The organism is Synechococcus sp. PH41509 (assembly GCF_020514285.1).
In the GTDB taxonomy this organism is placed as follows: Bacteria; Cyanobacteriota; Cyanobacteriia; order PCC-6307; family Cyanobiaceae; genus Parasynechococcus.
The window spans coordinates 206,446-221,128 of the sequence record NZ_VTLD01000026.1 but is presented as its reverse complement, the minus strand read 5'-3'; the positions used below and the strand labels follow the sequence as shown (position 1 = coordinate 221,128).

Here is a 14,683-nt window from a genome sequence, read left to right as displayed (position 1 = left end):
CGGCATCCGCTGATGGCCAAGCGATCCAACCCAACCCTGGTGAATCAGTGGTTTGCCAACCCCAGCAAAGACCTTCTTTCCGGACTTGTGGTGGCTTTCGCCATGATCCCGGAGGCCATAGCTTTTTCTGGGATCGCTGGGGTGGACCCCAAGGTCGGTCTGTTCGGAGCGTTTTGCCTGTCGCTGACCATCGCTGTGGTTGGGGGCCGGATGGCGATGATTACTTCGGCCACCGGCTCCACGGCGCTTTTGATGACAGGCCTGGTGGCGACGGGTGAGGCTCGGGGGCCAGGTCTTGGGGTGCAATATCTGATGGTGGCTGGTCTGGTGACGGGCCTGCTCCAGATCCTTTGGGGGTATCTGCGATTGGCGTATCAGATGCGCTTTGTTCCCCAAGGGGTGCTGAGCGGGTTTGTGAATGCGCTGGCCTTGCTGATCTTTCAGGCCCAGCTGCCTCAGCTCGGTTTGAATCTCCATGCTGGAGAAGCCGATCACGGAGCCTCCTCTCTGTTGCCCCATGGCGGGCAGATCCCAGTCGTCTGGGGGTTGGTCTTGCTCGGCCTGGTCATCATCTATGGGCTTCCAAGACTGACCCGTGTGGTCCCATCGCAGCTGGTCGCCATCGTTGTGCTGACTGCGATCAGCGTCGGTTTCAGCTTCGACATCCCCACGGTCAGCAGCCTGGGCACCCTTCCCTCTGGTCTTCCCTCCTTCAGTCTTCCCTTCGGCGCCGGAGGTGTTCCCTTCAGCCTGGACACTCTGGGGCTGGTGCTGCCCACCGCCCTGGCCATTTCGCTCGTTGGCCTGATGGAAACCTTCCTGACCCAAGACATCCTCGACGACAAGACCGACACCACCACCAACAAAAACGTTGAGGCCCGGGGTCAGGGCATCGCCAACATTGTCGCGTCCCTGTTCGGTGGCATGGCTGGTTGTGCCCTTGTAGGCCAGTCCGTGATGAATGTGGACAACGGCGGTCGTACGCGCCTCTCAACCCTGTTTTCAGGAGTCAGCCTGCTGGCGATGATCCTGCTGGCTGGTCCTTGGCTGAAGCAAATTCCGATGGCGGCTTTGGTGGCCGTGATGATCAGTATTGCCGTCAGCACAGCTGATATCAATGGCCTCCTCAACCTGCGTCGCATTCCGAAGAGCGATACGTCGGTGATGGTGATGACCTTCGCCGTCACCATGCTCACGACCCCTCACAACCTTGCCCTTGGTGTTTTGGCCGGCGTGGCCTTGGCAGGAATTCTGTTCAGTCGCAAGGTTGCCAAGGTGATTCAGGTGGAGACCATCGAGATCAGTGATCAGGAGCGTCTGTACCGCGTTGAGGGGCAGCTGTTTTTTGTGAGCAAGGTCTACTTCCTTCAGTCATTTGATCTTCACGACCATCCCGAGCGCATCACCCTTGACCTGTCCCAGGCCCATATCTGGGACCAGAGCGGCGTGGCTGCGCTGGATCAGGTCATCCGCAAATATCGCAACGGTGGTTCTGTCGTGAGCGTTGTGGGCCTCAACGAAGAAAGCCTTGATCTGTTCGAGCGGATCGGGGGTCAGGAATCAGCACATGCTTGATCCTGAGCTTTGATTTCAGAGTCTTGAGGCTGAGGTTGGAGCTCCCATCGTGTCGAGACAGACACTGAGGTCTTGGTGCATGGCCAGGAGGCGTTGCTGAACCTGCGCATCATCAGGGTTTGTTTCCACATACCTTTCGGTGACATCGTTGCCGATGCTCAGCAACAGGCAAAGCGTCTGAAGGTCACCACCAGAGCGTTGCTGAGCACTCTCTAAAAGAACCCCCAACAGCGCCATTTTGTTGTTGTAAGCCCCCCGATCGTTGCCCTCCCATGAGAAAGCTGCGGGGGATGTCGTTCCAGTGATCAGTCCGGCCAAAAGCCAGGCCAATACTTTCATTGCAGCAAGGCTTGTGCCAGTGAAAGTAGGCCAGATGCGATGGATGTGCCTGGGATCTGGGACAATCCCACCCGATCCGTCCCAATGCAGATGTTCCGATCCAGTTCGCGTGTCCTGATCGTTGCTTTGGCCGGGTTGTCCGCTTTCCTGACTTCCTGCGCCTCCTTGGAGAGTGCAGGTGGGTCGCGCCTGGATCTCGTTAAAGCTCGAGGTGAATTGCTCTGCGGGGTGAGCGGCAAGATTCCAGGTTTTAGTTTTCTTAGTCCTGATGGGCGTTACACCGGCATGGATGTCGATGTCTGCCGTGCGATGGCAGCTGCGTTTGTGGGAGACGCTGACAAGGTTCAGTACCGGCCTTTGACTGCGCCCGAGCGATTCACGGCATTGCGATCGGGCGAGATTGATCTGTTATCCCGCAACACAACCCATACCCTCAGTCGCGATGCGGTGGGGGGAAACGGTCTGCGCTTTGCTCCAGTGGTGTTCCACGATGGACAGGGATTGATGGTGCGTGCAGCCAGCGGAGTGCGCTCTCTGGCTGATTTGAGCGGCAAGTCCATTTGCGTGGGATCAGGCACCACGACAGAACAGAACCTCAACGACGCCTTCGCTTCCCAAGGACTGCCTTACACACCGATCAAATACCAGGATCTCAATCAGGTGGTTGGTGGCTACCTCCAGGGGCGTTGTGAAGCCATGACCTCGGATCGATCGCAATTGGCGGCTGCGCGTTCCGGCTTTAGCGATCCCCAGCAGCATTTAATTCTCGACGACAGAATCAGCAAAGAGCCTTTGGCTCCTGCAGTGGTGGGTGGTGATCAGCGCATGGGTGATGCCATGGCATGGGTGGTCTATGCCCTGATCGAGGCGGAGGAGCGCGGCATTACTCAGGCCAATGTCGACGCCGTGGTCAAGCAAGCCGAAGCAGATGTATCCCAGACGGCTCTTCGGCGATTCCTGGGTGTGGATCCAGGCCTAGGTCGCAAACTCGCACTCCCCGATGATTTTGTCGTTCAGGTGATCCGGTCAACCGGCAATTACGGCGAGATCTACAACCGCCATTTGGGACCGGAGAGTGCGGTGGCCATCCCACGGGGCGCTAACCGCCTCGCTGGTGAGGGTGGTTTGATGATTTCCCCTCCCTTTACCTGATGCGGCATCGTCGTTTTCTGGTTCAAGTTGGTGTCGTTGCCGTTCTCTTGGGTTTGTTGGCCTTGTTGGTTAACAACCTGGCCGTCAATCTGATCCGTACGGGGTTGGGGCTCGGTTTTGGCTGGCTGGGAAGACCTGCTGGTTTTGCTCTGGCGGAGACAGCTCTTCCCTATGCCCCATCCGATAGCTATCTCTGGGCGCTGACCATCGGTTGGCTCAACAGCCTCAAGGTGATCGTTGCTGGCTTGTTGCTGGCCACCATCTTGGGGGTGGCTGCGGGTGCAGCCCGCAGCAGCGGCAACCGTCTGCTTCGCAGCTTGTCCGGGGCTTACGTGGCGCTGATTCGTCAGGTCCCCCTGCTGCTGCAGTTGCTGTTCTGGTATTTCGTTGCCTTCCTTGGTCTTCCTGCGGCACCGATGGGTGGGTTGATCAGGCTCTCGAATCAGGGCATTCAGTTGTTGGGTTTGAATCTCAGCGTTGAATTTTGCGCTGTCCTCGTCGGACTCACCGTTTTTACAGGTGCCTCGATTGCCGAGATTGTGCGTGGTGGCATCAATGCGGTGCCACGGGGGCAATGGGAGGCCTTCCGCAGCCTTGGGCTTGGAGAAGGCCTTGGGTTGCGTCGCATTGTGCTGCCCCAGGCGCTGCCGGCGATTCTTCCTGCGCTGACGAGCCAATACCTCAATCTCGCCAAGAACAGCACGTTGGCGATTGCCGTGGGTTATGCCGATCTCTACGCCGTAAGTGACACCACCATCACGCAAACCGGCCGCGCCATCGAGGGATTCCTGCTTCTGTTGCTCAGTTTTCTGCTGCTGAATTTGTTGATCAGCGGCGGTATGGCCGCCTTCAACAATGCGGTGCTGGGTCGTCTGAACAGGAGCCGCTGATGAACCGTTGGTTGGATCGCTTCATCACCCTGCTTCTGGTGGCTCTCCTCGGGTGGGCGGGCTGGTCGTTGCTGCACTGGTTGCTTCACGCGGCCGACTGGTCCGTGGTGACAACGAATCTGCCCCTATATGCGGTTGGCAGTTTCCCAGCGGATCAACGCTGGCGCCCGCTTCTCTGGATGGTTGTACTGCTCACCCTCACTCTGCTGACCCTCTGTGGCCCGAAGCATGGTCCCGTTCGCCATTGGCTGCCGCTTCTCTGGATCGCAATGGCACCGCTGGGGCTTTGGCTGTTGGCAGGAGGCCTTGGCCTTCTGCCGGTGGGATCGCGTAGTTGGGGTGGGCTGACACTCACGCTGCTGCTCACGGGAGGCAGCGGCGCTTTGGCGCTGCCGCTGGGAATCTTGCTGGCTTTAGGCCGCCGCAGTGACCTTCCGGTGTTGCGCTGGAGCAGCGCCACTTACATCGAATTGATGCGGGCTGTTCCGCTGATCGCCGTTCTGTTTTTCGGACAACTGCTGATTCCGCTGTTCCTTCCGCCAGGGCTTGAGATCAACAGAGTTTTAAGGGCGGTCGTGGCCTTCGCTTTGTTTGCAGCGGCGTACATCGCTGAGGATGTGCGCGGCGGCCTGCAGGCGATTCCGCCCACCCAGCGGGAAGCAGCAGCCGTGCTTGGTCTTTCGCCACGTCAATCACTGCAACTGGTGGTGCTGCCGCAGGCGCTGCGGGTGGCACTGCCGTCGCTCACCAACCAGGCGGTCGGTCTGCTGCAAAACACAAGCCTGATGGCCATTCTCGGTTTGGTCGAATTGCTGGGCATTAGCCGCAGCCTGTTGGCGAATCCTGCTTTCATCGGTCGCTATCTGGAGGTGTATCTCTGGCTTGCTGCGGTTTACTGGCTGGCGTGTACGGCGATGGCTTTGCTGGCCCGGCACCTGGAACTTCAGCTCGATCCTGCCCGCTCTGCCCCATGACTGTTGCCATTCGTGCCACTGAATTGGTCAAGAGCTACTCCCAAGGGGTCAAAGCTCTCGATGGCGTCTCGCTCGAGGTGAACAGTGGCGAAGTTCTGGTGGTGATGGGTCCTTCGGGATCCGGAAAGAGCACGTTGATCCGTACCTTCAATGGTCTGGAATCGTTGGATGGCGGTGCCTTGGATGTGCTGGGGGAGCGCTTGGATGCCACCCATGGAGAACGTCAGGTGCGGGCCATTCGCAAACGTGTGGGAATGGTGTTTCAGCAGTTCAACCTGTTCCCCCATCTCTCGATCCTCGACAACATCACCATTGCTCCGATCAAGGTGCAAAAGCGAGCCAAGGCTGATGCGGAGCAGCGCGCCATCGAGCTTCTCGATCAGATGGGAATTCGGGAGCAGGCGCGGAAGTACCCGGCGCAACTCAGTGGTGGTCAACAACAGCGGGTGGCGATCGCCCGGGCTTTGGCCTTGGATCCGGAGGTGATGCTGTTCGATGAGCCCACCAGCGCTTTGGATCCGGAGCGGGTGAAGGAAGTGCTTGATGCGATGCGCCAATTAGCCCAGGGAGGCATGACGATGGTGGTGGTGACCCACGAACTGAGCTTTGCCCGTGAGGTGGCGGATCGGGTGATGTTTATGGACCGGGGCCAGGTGGTGGAGACCTCCGACCCCGAAACGTTCTTCACCAATGCCAGAGAAGAACGCAGCCGCAGATTCTTGAACCAGATGCAGCACTGAAAGAGCTGAGCTATTTCATTTCAGCCATCAGGCTGATTGTCGTTCACTCCAAGCAGCAGCGGGCTTTTTGCTGTTGCCTTGAGGCACTGGAGGTTTGCTGGCTGTCTTTCGCTTCGTTTGCTGCCCATTCCACTTGAAGTAAGCGGTGACGCTGACCATCCAAAACATCACAAAAGCCAGGGTCAGCACCAGACCGTGCATTCGAAAAAAGGTCAGCACAATATGGATCGACAGGACAACTGAACCACCAAACAGAAACGTATTGCTCAAGACCGAAGCGACGGCTGCCTTGAAGGATTCCAACGCTGTCGCTCAATTCCGGCTCACCATACCGAGCGCGAATTGCTGTGCCAGCCCCCTGATCTCTGCAGGAGCGTGTTGGTTGTCCAGTGCTCAATAAAAAACCCCTCCCACAATGGGAGGGGTTGAAAGAGGGTGTGAAACTTCTGCAGATGGATCTGCAGATCACTCGTCAACCTGATCGGCAGCTTCGCTGTGCTCTGCTGCGGCACCTGTGGGGATCAGACGGATGGCTTTCTTGCCGAGTTTGATTTCAAACTCATCACCTGGCTCAAGATTCAGCATGGCGGTGTAGGCCTTGCCGATGAGCAGGTTGCCGTTGCCCTGCACCTTGGCGATGTAGCTCAACTTGCGGCCACCTTTGCCAATTGCAGCACCACCGCTGCTCAGATTGACGCCTTTGGCCTCAAGCAATGCCTCGTAGAAGGCAGTGAAATTCAGGCGATCTCCGCCGTCTTTCTTGTCAGAGACGTAGCCACAAGCTCTCACTAGATCGGATTTGGAAACATCGCCTAGTTCTTTGACCTTTGCAAGTAGCTCGGAACCGGTCAGCATTGTGAATGCATCTCATTGGATGATTAGTTCATAACTGATTGGTTGGCTGGGTGTCAATCAGTTGACCAAGCATTTTCATGACTTAGTGGCCTGATTTTTGGCATCTAGCAATGCGTCTCTGTGGTCTGACCCTTGAGACTGCTTTCTTGCTTTGAAACTTCACTTGGTGATATTGAGCCCTGTGCAGCCGTTTGACGTCAGGATCATTGATTGGGTCGTTTCATGCTCGCGTCGTGGGGACTCTCCGAACCCTCACAGATGATCGTGTAGTCGACACGATCATCGTCAGAACAGCAGAAGTCACCGTAGTACTGCTCAAGTTCATCGTAAGCAGCGTCGTAGCTGTCGAAACGTTGCCGCGTCAGGCGGTCTTCAGTACCGTCTCTGCGCACAATGCGATGGCGTGAAGCTGGTTTCATCAGCTGGTTTCACGCGACAGTCGGAACGCAGATTAGGCGCGTCTGTGGGTGAATTAGGACGGCGTCTTCATGGAATCTGCTTGTCGTTCGAGGTGTCGTTGTTGCGCGATTGAACGGTTTTGGTCTGATGCGTCAGCCGCCTCAGCTTTCTAGGGTCGTGATGTGAGCTGGATGCGCCGATGCTTCGGTTTTTGCTGGAGCTTGCGCCTTCCCTGCTGATCGGGTTTTGGGCTGGAGGACGCCATGAAGCCCTCGCCGCCCGCTTGGCCACACCGTTGGTGAGGTTCGGGGTACCGATCAGTGTGATGGGCCTGCTGTTGAAGGGTGGCCTGAGCGGCGACATGTTGCAGGCAGCGGGTCTTGCGGTGCTGGCCATGGGCCTTGTGCTGGTGGGGGCGTCGCGCTTGCCGGGATTGGCTGAGCTGGTTTCTCCAACGCTGCGGTTGGGGAGCTGCACTGGAAACACGGCTTATTTCGGAGTGCCTCTGGCCTTGGCCTTTCTGCCTGATGAGGCCCTCCCCATCAGCATTGGCTACGACCTTGGGGCGACACTGCTGACTTGGAGTCTTGGTCCGCTGCTGATCGGTGAGCGGGTCAACGGCTCTAAAAGGCTGCACGGTCTCTTGCGCAGTGTTGCGGCGAGCCCAGCGACCCGCGGGCTCATCGGTGCATTGCTGATTCAGGCGACCCCCTGGTCTGCGTTGGTGACCGACGCTTTGTGGTGGCCTTCCCGCTTGGTGATCTTGCTGGCTCTGATGGTGGTGGGAATGCGTCTTGGCAGCATTCATCGCAAGGGAATCACTCCGGCAGCTCGACCGTTGCAGCTGCTGAGGCCACTGCTGGCCAAACTCCTGCTTTATCCGTTGCTGCTGCTGCTGCTTGCATCTCTGCTGCGGTTCGATCCGCTGATGGTTCAGGCGGTTGCGCTGCAGGGGGCAGCGCCGACGGCGATCTCACTGCTTTTGATTGCGGAGTCTGTGGGGGCTGATCAGGAGCGGGCTGCAGGACTGGTGTTCTGGAGCACGCTGTTGGCGTTGGTCACGGCGCCTGCTTGGGGTGTGCTGCTGCGATCTCAGTTTTGAAAACGGCGAAAGGTGAGATTGATGCGCGTGGTCTGCACTTTTCGCCGTTGTGGAACACTGTGCATCCATTGGCTCTGACACCCCGGGTGCATCACCAGCAGGTCACCATCAGCCAATGGCAGCGATATCCGGCGTTGGGGAGTGCTGCGATGGCGGAGCTGAAAATCGCGTGTAGCCCCGAGTGAAAGGGAGGCAATCGGAGCCCGCTGATCAATCTCCGGTTCGTCATCAGCGTGCCATCCCATGCGGTCGTCCCCGTGGCGATACAGATTGAGCAGACATCCGTTGAACTCGGTCTCACAGGCTGCATTGACCTGAATCAGCAATGGCTTGAACCATTCGGGCCAACCACAGCCCTTGTGAACGGCACCGCTATAGCGATATTGAATGCCTTCGCCAGCAAGAAACACCGTCATCCTGGGGACTGGATGACGCCTGCCATAGACCTGCACGACCGGCTGTTGCCATAGGAGCTGTTGTTCAAGCAGCGTTTGCCAGCGCCTTGCTTCGTTTGCCTGGAGCCACCCCTCTTGTAGGGACCATTCCGTTTCGGGAGCGGCCGGATTGACGTTCATTCGTGACGTCGGATGACGAGGTCGGTTCCATCCCGAGACTGTCCCATACATTCGAATGCATGGGAGCCCGAATCACCGAAGAAGAATTCCTTAAGCGCGCTGTTCAGCGTTTTGGTGATCAATTCGACTACAGCTTGATCCGCTGGCGTAGTTACAAGAGCCCTGTTCAAATCCGCTGCAAAGAACATCCGGTTCAACTGATCACAATCACGCCTGAAAAGCATCTACAAACCTTGGGCGGATGCCGCCACTGTCTTCGTGAAAGGCGCATTGCCTCGCTGGAGAGGGAACTCAACCGCAAGTCTGCTCAGCGTCCTGATTCCGTTCCTATTGAGTCTTCAATAACCCTCGAAACAACTCCGAACCGTACGGTTTAAAGCTCGCGATGGTGGTGTCGCTGGTTGGAGTTCTGGCGCTCACCCTGACGGGATGGTGGATCAGTCGCTCGACACGCATTGGACGCCAGCTCGGAACCACGATGGTGGTTCTGGTGATCGGATTTCTGGTGACGAACGTCACCGGTTGGCAGCCGCAAACAGCTGCAGCGGCTTGGGTGAGTGGTCCGCTGACGTCCTTGGCCATCACGCAGCTCCTACTCGCTGTTGATCTGCGACGGATCTGGCCAGAGGCTCAGCGTCTTTTCGCTCCTTTTGTTGTGGCTGTGGTGGCGACGCTTCTCGCCGTTCTGCTCGGGGCTGTTTTGCTCAAGCCCTGGCTTTTGGGCAAAAGCACTGTTCTTGCAGGCATCTACACCGCCACCTTCACAGGAGGAAGCCTCAACTTTGTATCCGTCGCCCGGACCCTCCAGCCGCCGGAGCCACTGCTCCTCTTGGCAATGGCCGCGGATCATGTGGTCTTTGCTACTTGGTTCGGCCTCAGCATCCTGATCGGTCGTCGTTGGGGTAAAGAGGTGGGGTCCGTTGCGCCCCAGTTGCATCGAAACCAGCTCGATGCGCCATCGCGATCCGATGTTCCCCGGGTTCTGTGGTCACTGCTCTGGGGCGGTGTCGTTCTGTGCACAGCTGAGCTGTTCACTGCTCTGATACAGCGGGGTTGGAGTGACTGTCCATCCATCCTGGTGCTCACCACGACGGCGTTGATCGCTGCCCAGCTCCCTGGTGGTTCTTTGCGCTCGGGTTGCTATGGGCTTGGTTTGCTGTTGATCCAACCTTTCTTCACTGTGATTGGACTCAGCTCTCCCTTGACCGGGTTGTTCGGTTCTGGATGGCCTGTCTTCTTTTATGCCGTCTGGATTGTTGCTGTTCAGGGGGGTCTGTTGTTGGTGCTGCGTTCCTGGCAACGTTGGCCTTTGGTCGAATCTCTGGTGGCATCTCAGGCCGCCATCGGTGGCCCCAGCACTGCTCTGGCCCTGGCAACATCCCTGAACCGCCCAGCCCTTGCCATGCCTGGGGTGGCCATCGGTCTGCTGGGCTATTTGATCGGCACCTATCTGGGCTTGTTGTCGGCGTTTCTGCTGGGTTTGACTTAGCGCAGCTCAGGCCCTAAGGCTGACCCTCTGGTAGCAGAACCAGAGCCACTGTTGGAAAAGAAGGTTCCGATGGGATCGCCACAGGGTCTGGGGTTGGGCAGCATCAAAATTCTCAGGCGGGGGAACATCACCCCGGGCCCGGTCACGTTCCATCTCTCCGACGATTCGCCCGACGTTGTATTCGGGGTGGCCCAAGTGCATCAGCTGGCGTTGATCCGGGGTCTCGAAAATGGTGTAGCCCACCTGCTCGCCGTGGGCGAGCAGACGGAGACGTCCATCCCGTTGTGCGGCTTCCATGGCAGCGTCCGGCAGCCCTGCATGACGGCTCTGGGGACAGACGAAATCATCGTCTTGGGTGCCCATTAGGGAATGACCAGGAACGAGGCTGCGCATGGGGTAGATCCCGAACAGTTTTTGAGGGAACGACACCTTGTCGACGCCAGCCAGGTAGGCGAGGGCGAAACCGGCCCAGCAAAGGCCGAGGGTGCTGGCGCAGGTTTGTCGCGCTTCCTCGATCAATTTGACCAGCTCTGTCCAGTAACTGACCTGTTCAAAGGGCAGGTGCTCCACGGGGGCACCGGTGATGATCAGGCCATCAAGGGGGCCCTGGGACAAGGCCTCGTCCCAGCTCACATACAGCTGGTTGAGATGGTTCTGATCCCAACTCTTGTAGGCATGGGAGTTGAGTCGAATCCAAATCGGTTCGATCTGCAGCACCGAAAGACCCAGCGGATGCAGCAGGTTGAACTCGTACTGCTTGCCCAGCGGCATGATGTTGAGAATGCCAATACGCAGGGGCCGGATGTCCTGGCGTTCGGCCTGTTCAGGCTCAATCCAGGAGATCCGGTTGCGTTCAACCTCCGCGATTTTGTGGTAGCTGCGAGGAAGGATCAGCGCCATGGGGGCTGTGTTGGCATTCAGCTGAGAACGGCGAGGGCCTGCTCGAAGTCGGCCTTGATGTCGTCGATGTGTTCGAGTCCGACGGAGACCCGCACCATCGTGGGCGTGACGCCAGCAGAGGCCTGTTCAGCCTCACTGAGTTGCTGGTGGGTTGTGGACGCGGGATGAATCACCAGCGTTTTCGCATCGCCCACGTTGGCGAGGTGGCTGGCCAGCTTGAGGCTGTCGATGAAGCGCACGGCATCGTCATAGCCGCCGTTGAGGGAGAACATCAGCATGCATCCCATGCCCCGTCCTGTCAGGTATTTCTTGGCGGCAGCGTTGTAAGGATCGTGCGCCAGGCCGGGATAGCTCACATGGGTGATGGCGGGATGCGCATCCAGCCAAGTGGCCAAAGCCATGGCGTTTTCGGTGTGGCGCTCCACGCGCAGACTCAGGGTTTCCAGACCTTGCAACAGCAGGAAGCTGTTGAACGGACTGACGGCCGGGCCCCAATCCCGCAGACCTTCCACCCGGGCCCGCAGCGCGAAGGCGATGTTGCGGTCTTCCGGCAGGCCCAGCATCTTGCAGACGTCACTGCCGAAGCCAAACGCATCCCAATGCACCAAACCGTGATAAGCCGCACTGGGCTGGCTCATCAGGGGAAACTTGCCGTTGCCCCAATTGAAGGTGCCGGCATCCACGATCACGCCCCCCAGGCTGGTGCCGTGGCCCCCGATCCATTTGGTTGCACTCTCCACCACCACATCGGCGCCATGCTCAATCGGTCGCAGCAGAGCACCACAGGCTCCCAATGTGTTGTCAACGATCAGGGGGATACCTTTCTCTTTGGCGAGTGCTGAGAGACCCTCGAAATCAGGGATGTTGAAGCGGGGATTGCCCATCGCTTCGACATAAAGCGCTTTGGTGTTGTCGTCTATTTGTGCCGCAAAACTCGCGACGTCGTCGCCTTCTGCAAAACGCACGTTGATTCCCAGCCGCGGGAACTGCACCTTGAACTGGTTGTAAGTGCCGCCGTAGAGATAAGACGTTGAGACGAAGTTGTCTCCCGCCTGCATGCAGTTGGTGATAGCGAGAAACTGAGCCGACTGCCCTGAGGCGGTTGCTAGAGCTGCCACTCCGCCCTCGAGGGCGGCGACGCGTTTCTCAAACACGTCTGTGGTGGGATTCATCAGTCGGGTGTAGATGTTCCCGAATTCCTTCAGACCGAAAAGGTTGGCCCCATGTTCGGCGTCATTGAAGACGTACGAACTGGTCTGATAAATGGGAACCGCCCGCGCGTTGGTTGCACTATCGGGCGATTGCCCGGCATGAAGCTGCAGGGTCTCGAAGCGGTGAGACATCGTCCTCGGCGTTGGGCACTGCCCCTGTTCTAGTCGTCAGCGAGCTCAGGTTTGTCCGTTTCCGCCAGAGAAGGAAACGTGCTGCGAATGAAAGCCTGGATGTCGCGGTGGGCTTCGCTGCGGAATCCAGCCACGCCGTCGGCACTGAGCAGGGGGTAGGTGCGATCACTGGCATCCACCTCGCGTAGGTGCTTCCACCGGTTGCTGGTGTCTTCCGCTTTGAGTGCGATGAGGGGTGCCTGGAAGTCGTAGGCCTTGGTGTTGCCGAGGGCGGCCACCTGGGCTGTGAGCTTTTCACGCACTGGGCTGAGGGCTTTGGCCTTCAGCGTGTCCGGCAAGCCAAGCACAGGCTCGTAATGGTCGAGAAGACGGAGTTCGGCCTCCAGCAGCACGGGCCATGCACCGCGTTCGCCTTCGGCAAGGCCCATCGCCGCCTCGGCCTCGGTCATTGCCTCCAAATGGAAGCGCAGCCATCGGTAGTAGGTCTTGTCTTTGATTGGTTTCTTGGCCGCAGCTCTTCCAGACAAAATCGCCGGGAGAGCTTTTTCGGCCTTACGCAGGAAGAGACGATCCTCCCGTTCCAAATTCATGGCCCCCCAGCGCTGCCGGTATTCCCAGAGCTCGATGTAGCGAGCCACATCAATCTCGGACCATCCGAGACCTTTCAGTTCATCACCGCGATGGGAGGTTTCCTTGGACACCCGCTTCCTGGATCACGCCAGTTCTCAGCGTAGGTGTCGATGCTCACCGGTTTGGTGATCTGCTGGCGGGGTTGGTCTGCAGATACTCCTGAACACTGATGCGCTGCGGCTGGTTGTAGCCCACCGGCAACCAAAGATCACCGGCCGCAGCATTGAAGTGGATTTCCCAGTGATACAAACCGGTGTAGGCCGCGGGATCCTCCCTCATCAGCGAGGCATAGAGGAGCACCGCGCGGCCGTAGTAATCGCTGTTGTTGTAGCCCCAAAGGCCGCGGCGAATGTCCTGAAGTCCGCCCCGACGCACCAGATATCGCGCCGCAGCCTGGATGGCGTCGTGGGGATCGCGGATGCTCCCGGCGCCAATCCCCGGTTCTGCCCAGGTGGTGGGCAGAAACTGCATGGGCCCCTGGGCATTGGCCACGGAGACGCCATCGATCCGCCCCATGCCGGTTTCCACGAGGTTCACTGCAGCCAGCACCTCCCATTCAATTCCCGTAGCCGCCTCGGCCTTGCGGTAGTAGCTGAGCAGCTTGTCCGCTGCTTCGGGCTGAATGATCCGCCAGGCGGGGAGCATGGACGGTCCATGGCCACGGCTCATACGCACGAATTCGCGCCGTGCTGCGAGGTGCCTTTCTGCCACGCTGCGCCAGCGCGGAGGCAGGCCGTTGATGACCTCTTGGGCTCTGGGCTGGTCCGTGGACAGCACCCGGTAGATCACCTGTTGTTGATGCCCAAGATCTGGCAGTGCATCGGCCGGCGTGGCTGGGTCCCGTAACGCCTGTTCAACAGCTGCCAGCAGCGTTGCCAGTTCGGTTGTGTCGGCTGGCACAAGGGGGTATCGCCTGCCGTCTCGTGTTTTGGGTTGGGTCGCTTGGGCTGGAAGTGCTACCGGCACCGTCATCACTGCCGTAGTCACCACCGGTGCGGTCACTAACGCTTCTGCTTCGGCCCGTGGCTGTTTCGGTTTAAGCCAAAGCCCTCCAAGCAGGGTTGCCGTGAGAGCCGAGACAACCAGCACGTTGCGGCTGCGCATGGTGAGGCAGGGGCGCTGTGCTGACACTACCGGTGCGGTTCAGGCCGCAAGGAAGGTGCTGCGGTCGTGAAAATCCGGCTTGCGTCCGTGGCACAGAGCCCAATGGCTTAGCCCCTCGTGACCGCGATCGATCACAGCCGTCAATGCCAGGTCTGGGCAGCTCCCTTGCGTCCACCAGGGCTCCAAAGAAATCCGGGCGTCCAGCCGCAGTTGATGCGCCCCGCGTTGCAGCCGCACGGTTGGGGGTGTGCTGAGCTCTTGATGGGTCTGGCCACTGCGGTAATGATCGAAGCGATAAACCGCCCAATCACCATTGGGAGCCAAATTTATTTCCCAATAACCTTGCTCGCCAGGGGCGGCGAGAAACGCCTCGAAGCACGTGGTGGTCCAGAGATCATCCCTGCGTTGTCCCTGTTGTGACCCAGCATTCAGCCCCGTCGGCAGACGCAGCGCATTGATGCCTGTGGCCGCGCGGGCCAGGACTCCATAGCTGAGCTCCAGCCATCCCTCGCTCGTCCAGACGAGCTCGGCGCTGATCTGGAGTCCTGGAGGAATGGACCGTTCAAAGGGGATCAGGCGGCATGCCTGACGCAGCATCACTGCAGAACGCGCCATC

The 14,683-nt window shown here is 58.8% G+C and carries 18 protein-coding genes; 8 read left to right on the top strand and 10 right to left on the bottom strand.

Features of this window, described 5'->3' with window-relative positions; genetic code table 11:
- Nucleotides 1–12: 12 nt before the first annotated feature.
- Nucleotides 13–1,575: a SulP family inorganic anion transporter gene (locus FZZ88_RS11015; protein ID WP_166017187.1), complete on the top strand. Its 1,563-nt coding sequence runs from the start codon at nucleotides 13–15 to the stop codon at nucleotides 1,573–1,575.
- A 15-nt stretch (nucleotides 1,576–1,590) separates the two neighbouring features.
- Here the strand turns inward: FZZ88_RS11015 and FZZ88_RS11010 are convergent, their stop codons facing one another.
- Nucleotides 1,591–1,914 (bottom strand): hypothetical protein, encoded by a 324-nt coding sequence (locus FZZ88_RS11010; RefSeq protein ID WP_166017186.1) that lies wholly within the window; start codon nucleotides 1,912–1,914, stop codon nucleotides 1,591–1,593.
- 90 nt (nucleotides 1,915–2,004) lie between these two features.
- Here FZZ88_RS11010 and FZZ88_RS11005 point away from each other — a divergent pair, with 90 nt between their 5' ends.
- Genes FZZ88_RS11005 through FZZ88_RS10990 form a run of 4 tightly spaced genes read left to right on the top strand, consistent with a single transcriptional unit; the run spans nucleotide 2,005 to nucleotide 5,670 of the window.
- Nucleotides 2,005–3,066, top strand: a complete 1,062-nt coding sequence (locus FZZ88_RS11005; protein ID WP_166017185.1) for an amino acid ABC transporter substrate-binding protein — start codon at nucleotides 2,005–2,007, stop codon at nucleotides 3,064–3,066.
- Complete coding sequence (locus FZZ88_RS11000) at nucleotides 3,066–3,956, top strand: ABC transporter permease subunit (protein WP_166017184.1); 891 nt, start codon at nucleotides 3,066–3,068, stop codon at nucleotides 3,954–3,956. Before FZZ88_RS11005 ends, FZZ88_RS11000 begins: the two co-directional genes overlap by 1 nt.
- Nucleotides 3,956–4,930, top strand: a complete 975-nt coding sequence (locus FZZ88_RS10995; RefSeq protein WP_166017183.1) for an amino acid ABC transporter permease — start codon at nucleotides 3,956–3,958, stop codon at nucleotides 4,928–4,930. Before FZZ88_RS11000 ends, FZZ88_RS10995 begins: the two co-directional genes overlap by 1 nt.
- Entirely contained in the window at nucleotides 4,927–5,670 is a 744-nt protein-coding gene (locus FZZ88_RS10990; RefSeq protein WP_166017182.1) for an amino acid ABC transporter ATP-binding protein, read from the top strand. The genes FZZ88_RS10995 and FZZ88_RS10990 overlap by 4 nt, the downstream gene beginning before the upstream one ends.
- Nucleotides 5,671–5,697: 27 nt before the next feature.
- On the opposite strand, the gene FZZ88_RS10985 is transcribed toward FZZ88_RS10990, so the two are convergent.
- The 3 genes from FZZ88_RS10985 to FZZ88_RS10975 form a co-directional block, all read right to left on the bottom strand.
- The gene (locus tag FZZ88_RS10985) at nucleotides 5,698–5,973 is read right to left on the bottom strand and encodes a hypothetical protein (protein WP_166017181.1); all 276 of its coding nucleotides are present in this window, start codon (nucleotides 5,971–5,973) and stop codon (nucleotides 5,698–5,700) included.
- Between the two features lie 162 nt (nucleotides 5,974–6,135).
- Entirely contained in the window at nucleotides 6,136–6,525 is a 390-nt protein-coding gene (locus FZZ88_RS10980) for an AbrB family transcriptional regulator (protein ID WP_006849603.1), read from the bottom strand.
- 203 nt (nucleotides 6,526–6,728) lie between these two features.
- A complete protein-coding gene (locus FZZ88_RS10975; protein WP_166017180.1) occupies nucleotides 6,729–6,944 on the bottom strand; it encodes a hypothetical protein in 216 nt (71 codons plus the stop codon).
- Nucleotides 6,945–7,123: 179 nt separating this feature from the next.
- Between FZZ88_RS10975 and FZZ88_RS10970 the strand changes: the two genes are divergently transcribed.
- Nucleotides 7,124–8,026 (top strand): AEC family transporter, encoded by a 903-nt coding sequence (locus tag FZZ88_RS10970; protein WP_166017179.1) that lies wholly within the window; start codon nucleotides 7,124–7,126, stop codon nucleotides 8,024–8,026.
- On the opposite strand, the gene FZZ88_RS10965 is transcribed toward FZZ88_RS10970, so the two are convergent.
- The gene (locus FZZ88_RS10965) at nucleotides 8,017–8,601 is read right to left on the bottom strand and encodes an alpha-ketoglutarate-dependent dioxygenase AlkB (RefSeq protein WP_166017178.1); all 585 of its coding nucleotides are present in this window, start codon (nucleotides 8,599–8,601) and stop codon (nucleotides 8,017–8,019) included. The genes FZZ88_RS10970 and FZZ88_RS10965 overlap by 10 nt on opposite strands.
- 59 nt (nucleotides 8,602–8,660) lie before the next feature.
- On the opposite strand from FZZ88_RS10965, the gene FZZ88_RS10960 reads away from it, so the two are divergent.
- Complete coding sequence (locus FZZ88_RS10960; RefSeq protein WP_115093507.1) at nucleotides 8,661–8,978, top strand: hypothetical protein; 318 nt, start codon at nucleotides 8,661–8,663, stop codon at nucleotides 8,976–8,978.
- A gap of 8 nt (nucleotides 8,979–8,986) precedes the next feature.
- The gene (locus FZZ88_RS10955) at nucleotides 8,987–10,090 is read left to right on the top strand and encodes a DUF819 family protein (RefSeq protein ID WP_166017177.1); all 1,104 of its coding nucleotides are present in this window, start codon (nucleotides 8,987–8,989) and stop codon (nucleotides 10,088–10,090) included.
- A 6-nt stretch (nucleotides 10,091–10,096) separates the two neighbouring features.
- Here the strand turns inward: FZZ88_RS10955 and FZZ88_RS10950 are convergent, their stop codons facing one another.
- From FZZ88_RS10950 to FZZ88_RS10930, 5 genes are read right to left on the bottom strand one after another with little or no spacing between them, the layout of a single operon-like run.
- Nucleotides 10,097–10,990 (bottom strand): homoserine O-succinyltransferase, encoded by an 894-nt coding sequence (locus tag FZZ88_RS10950; protein ID WP_166017176.1) that lies wholly within the window; start codon nucleotides 10,988–10,990, stop codon nucleotides 10,097–10,099.
- A 17-nt stretch (nucleotides 10,991–11,007) separates the two neighbouring features.
- Nucleotides 11,008–12,333 carry an O-acetylhomoserine aminocarboxypropyltransferase/cysteine synthase family protein gene (locus FZZ88_RS10945; protein WP_166017175.1) on the bottom strand — a complete coding sequence of 442 codons (1,326 nt, stop codon included), beginning with the start codon at nucleotides 12,331–12,333 and terminating at the stop codon, nucleotides 11,008–11,010.
- A gap of 29 nt (nucleotides 12,334–12,362) precedes the next feature.
- On the bottom strand, nucleotides 12,363–13,034 hold the full coding sequence (locus FZZ88_RS10940; RefSeq protein ID WP_166017174.1) for a hypothetical protein: 672 nt from the start codon (nucleotides 13,032–13,034) through the stop codon (nucleotides 12,363–12,365).
- A 43-nt stretch (nucleotides 13,035–13,077) separates the two neighbouring features.
- Nucleotides 13,078–14,067, bottom strand: coding sequence for a transglycosylase SLT domain-containing protein (locus FZZ88_RS10935; RefSeq protein ID WP_166017361.1), 990 nt, complete (start codon nucleotides 14,065–14,067; stop codon nucleotides 13,078–13,080).
- A gap of 39 nt (nucleotides 14,068–14,106) precedes the next feature.
- Entirely contained in the window at nucleotides 14,107–14,682 is a 576-nt protein-coding gene (locus FZZ88_RS10930; RefSeq protein ID WP_166017173.1) for a DOMON-like domain-containing protein, read from the bottom strand.
- Nucleotide 14,683 lies beyond the last annotated feature (1 nt).

Excerpts from the sequence above, each read along its gene's own strand:
- FZZ88_RS11015 (WP_166017187.1), top strand. The coding sequence starts at position 13 with ATGGCCAAGCGATCCAACCCAACCCTGGTGAATCAGTGGTTTGCCAAC.
- FZZ88_RS11010 (WP_166017186.1), bottom strand. The coding sequence starts at position 1,914 with ATGAAAGTATTGGCCTGGCTTTTGGCCGGACTGATCACTGGAACGACA.
- FZZ88_RS11005 (WP_166017185.1), top strand. The coding sequence starts at position 2,005 with ATGTTCCGATCCAGTTCGCGTGTCCTGATCGTTGCTTTGGCCGGGTTG.
- FZZ88_RS11000 (WP_166017184.1), top strand. The coding sequence starts at position 3,066 with ATGCGGCATCGTCGTTTTCTGGTTCAAGTTGGTGTCGTTGCCGTTCTC.
- FZZ88_RS10995 (WP_166017183.1), top strand. The coding sequence starts at position 3,956 with ATGAACCGTTGGTTGGATCGCTTCATCACCCTGCTTCTGGTGGCTCTC.
- FZZ88_RS10990 (WP_166017182.1), top strand. The coding sequence starts at position 4,927 with ATGACTGTTGCCATTCGTGCCACTGAATTGGTCAAGAGCTACTCCCAA.
- FZZ88_RS10980 (WP_006849603.1), bottom strand. The coding sequence starts at position 6,525 with ATGCTGACCGGTTCCGAGCTACTTGCAAAGGTCAAAGAACTAGGCGAT.
- FZZ88_RS10975 (WP_166017180.1), bottom strand. The coding sequence starts at position 6,944 with ATGAAACCAGCTTCACGCCATCGCATTGTGCGCAGAGACGGTACTGAA.
- FZZ88_RS10970 (WP_166017179.1), top strand. The coding sequence starts at position 7,124 with ATGCTTCGGTTTTTGCTGGAGCTTGCGCCTTCCCTGCTGATCGGGTTT.
- FZZ88_RS10965 (WP_166017178.1), bottom strand. The coding sequence starts at position 8,601 with ATGAACGTCAATCCGGCCGCTCCCGAAACGGAATGGTCCCTACAAGAG.
- FZZ88_RS10960 (WP_115093507.1), top strand. The coding sequence starts at position 8,661 with ATGGGAGCCCGAATCACCGAAGAAGAATTCCTTAAGCGCGCTGTTCAG.
- FZZ88_RS10955 (WP_166017177.1), top strand. The coding sequence starts at position 8,987 with ATGGTGGTGTCGCTGGTTGGAGTTCTGGCGCTCACCCTGACGGGATGG.
- FZZ88_RS10950 (WP_166017176.1), bottom strand. The coding sequence starts at position 10,990 with ATGGCGCTGATCCTTCCTCGCAGCTACCACAAAATCGCGGAGGTTGAA.
- FZZ88_RS10945 (WP_166017175.1), bottom strand. The coding sequence starts at position 12,333 with ATGTCTCACCGCTTCGAGACCCTGCAGCTTCATGCCGGGCAATCGCCC.
- FZZ88_RS10935 (WP_166017361.1), bottom strand. The coding sequence starts at position 14,067 with ATGCGCAGCCGCAACGTGCTGGTTGTCTCGGCTCTCACGGCAACCCTG.
- FZZ88_RS10930 (WP_166017173.1), bottom strand. The coding sequence starts at position 14,682 with ATGGCGCGTTCTGCAGTGATGCTGCGTCAGGCATGCCGCCTGATCCCC.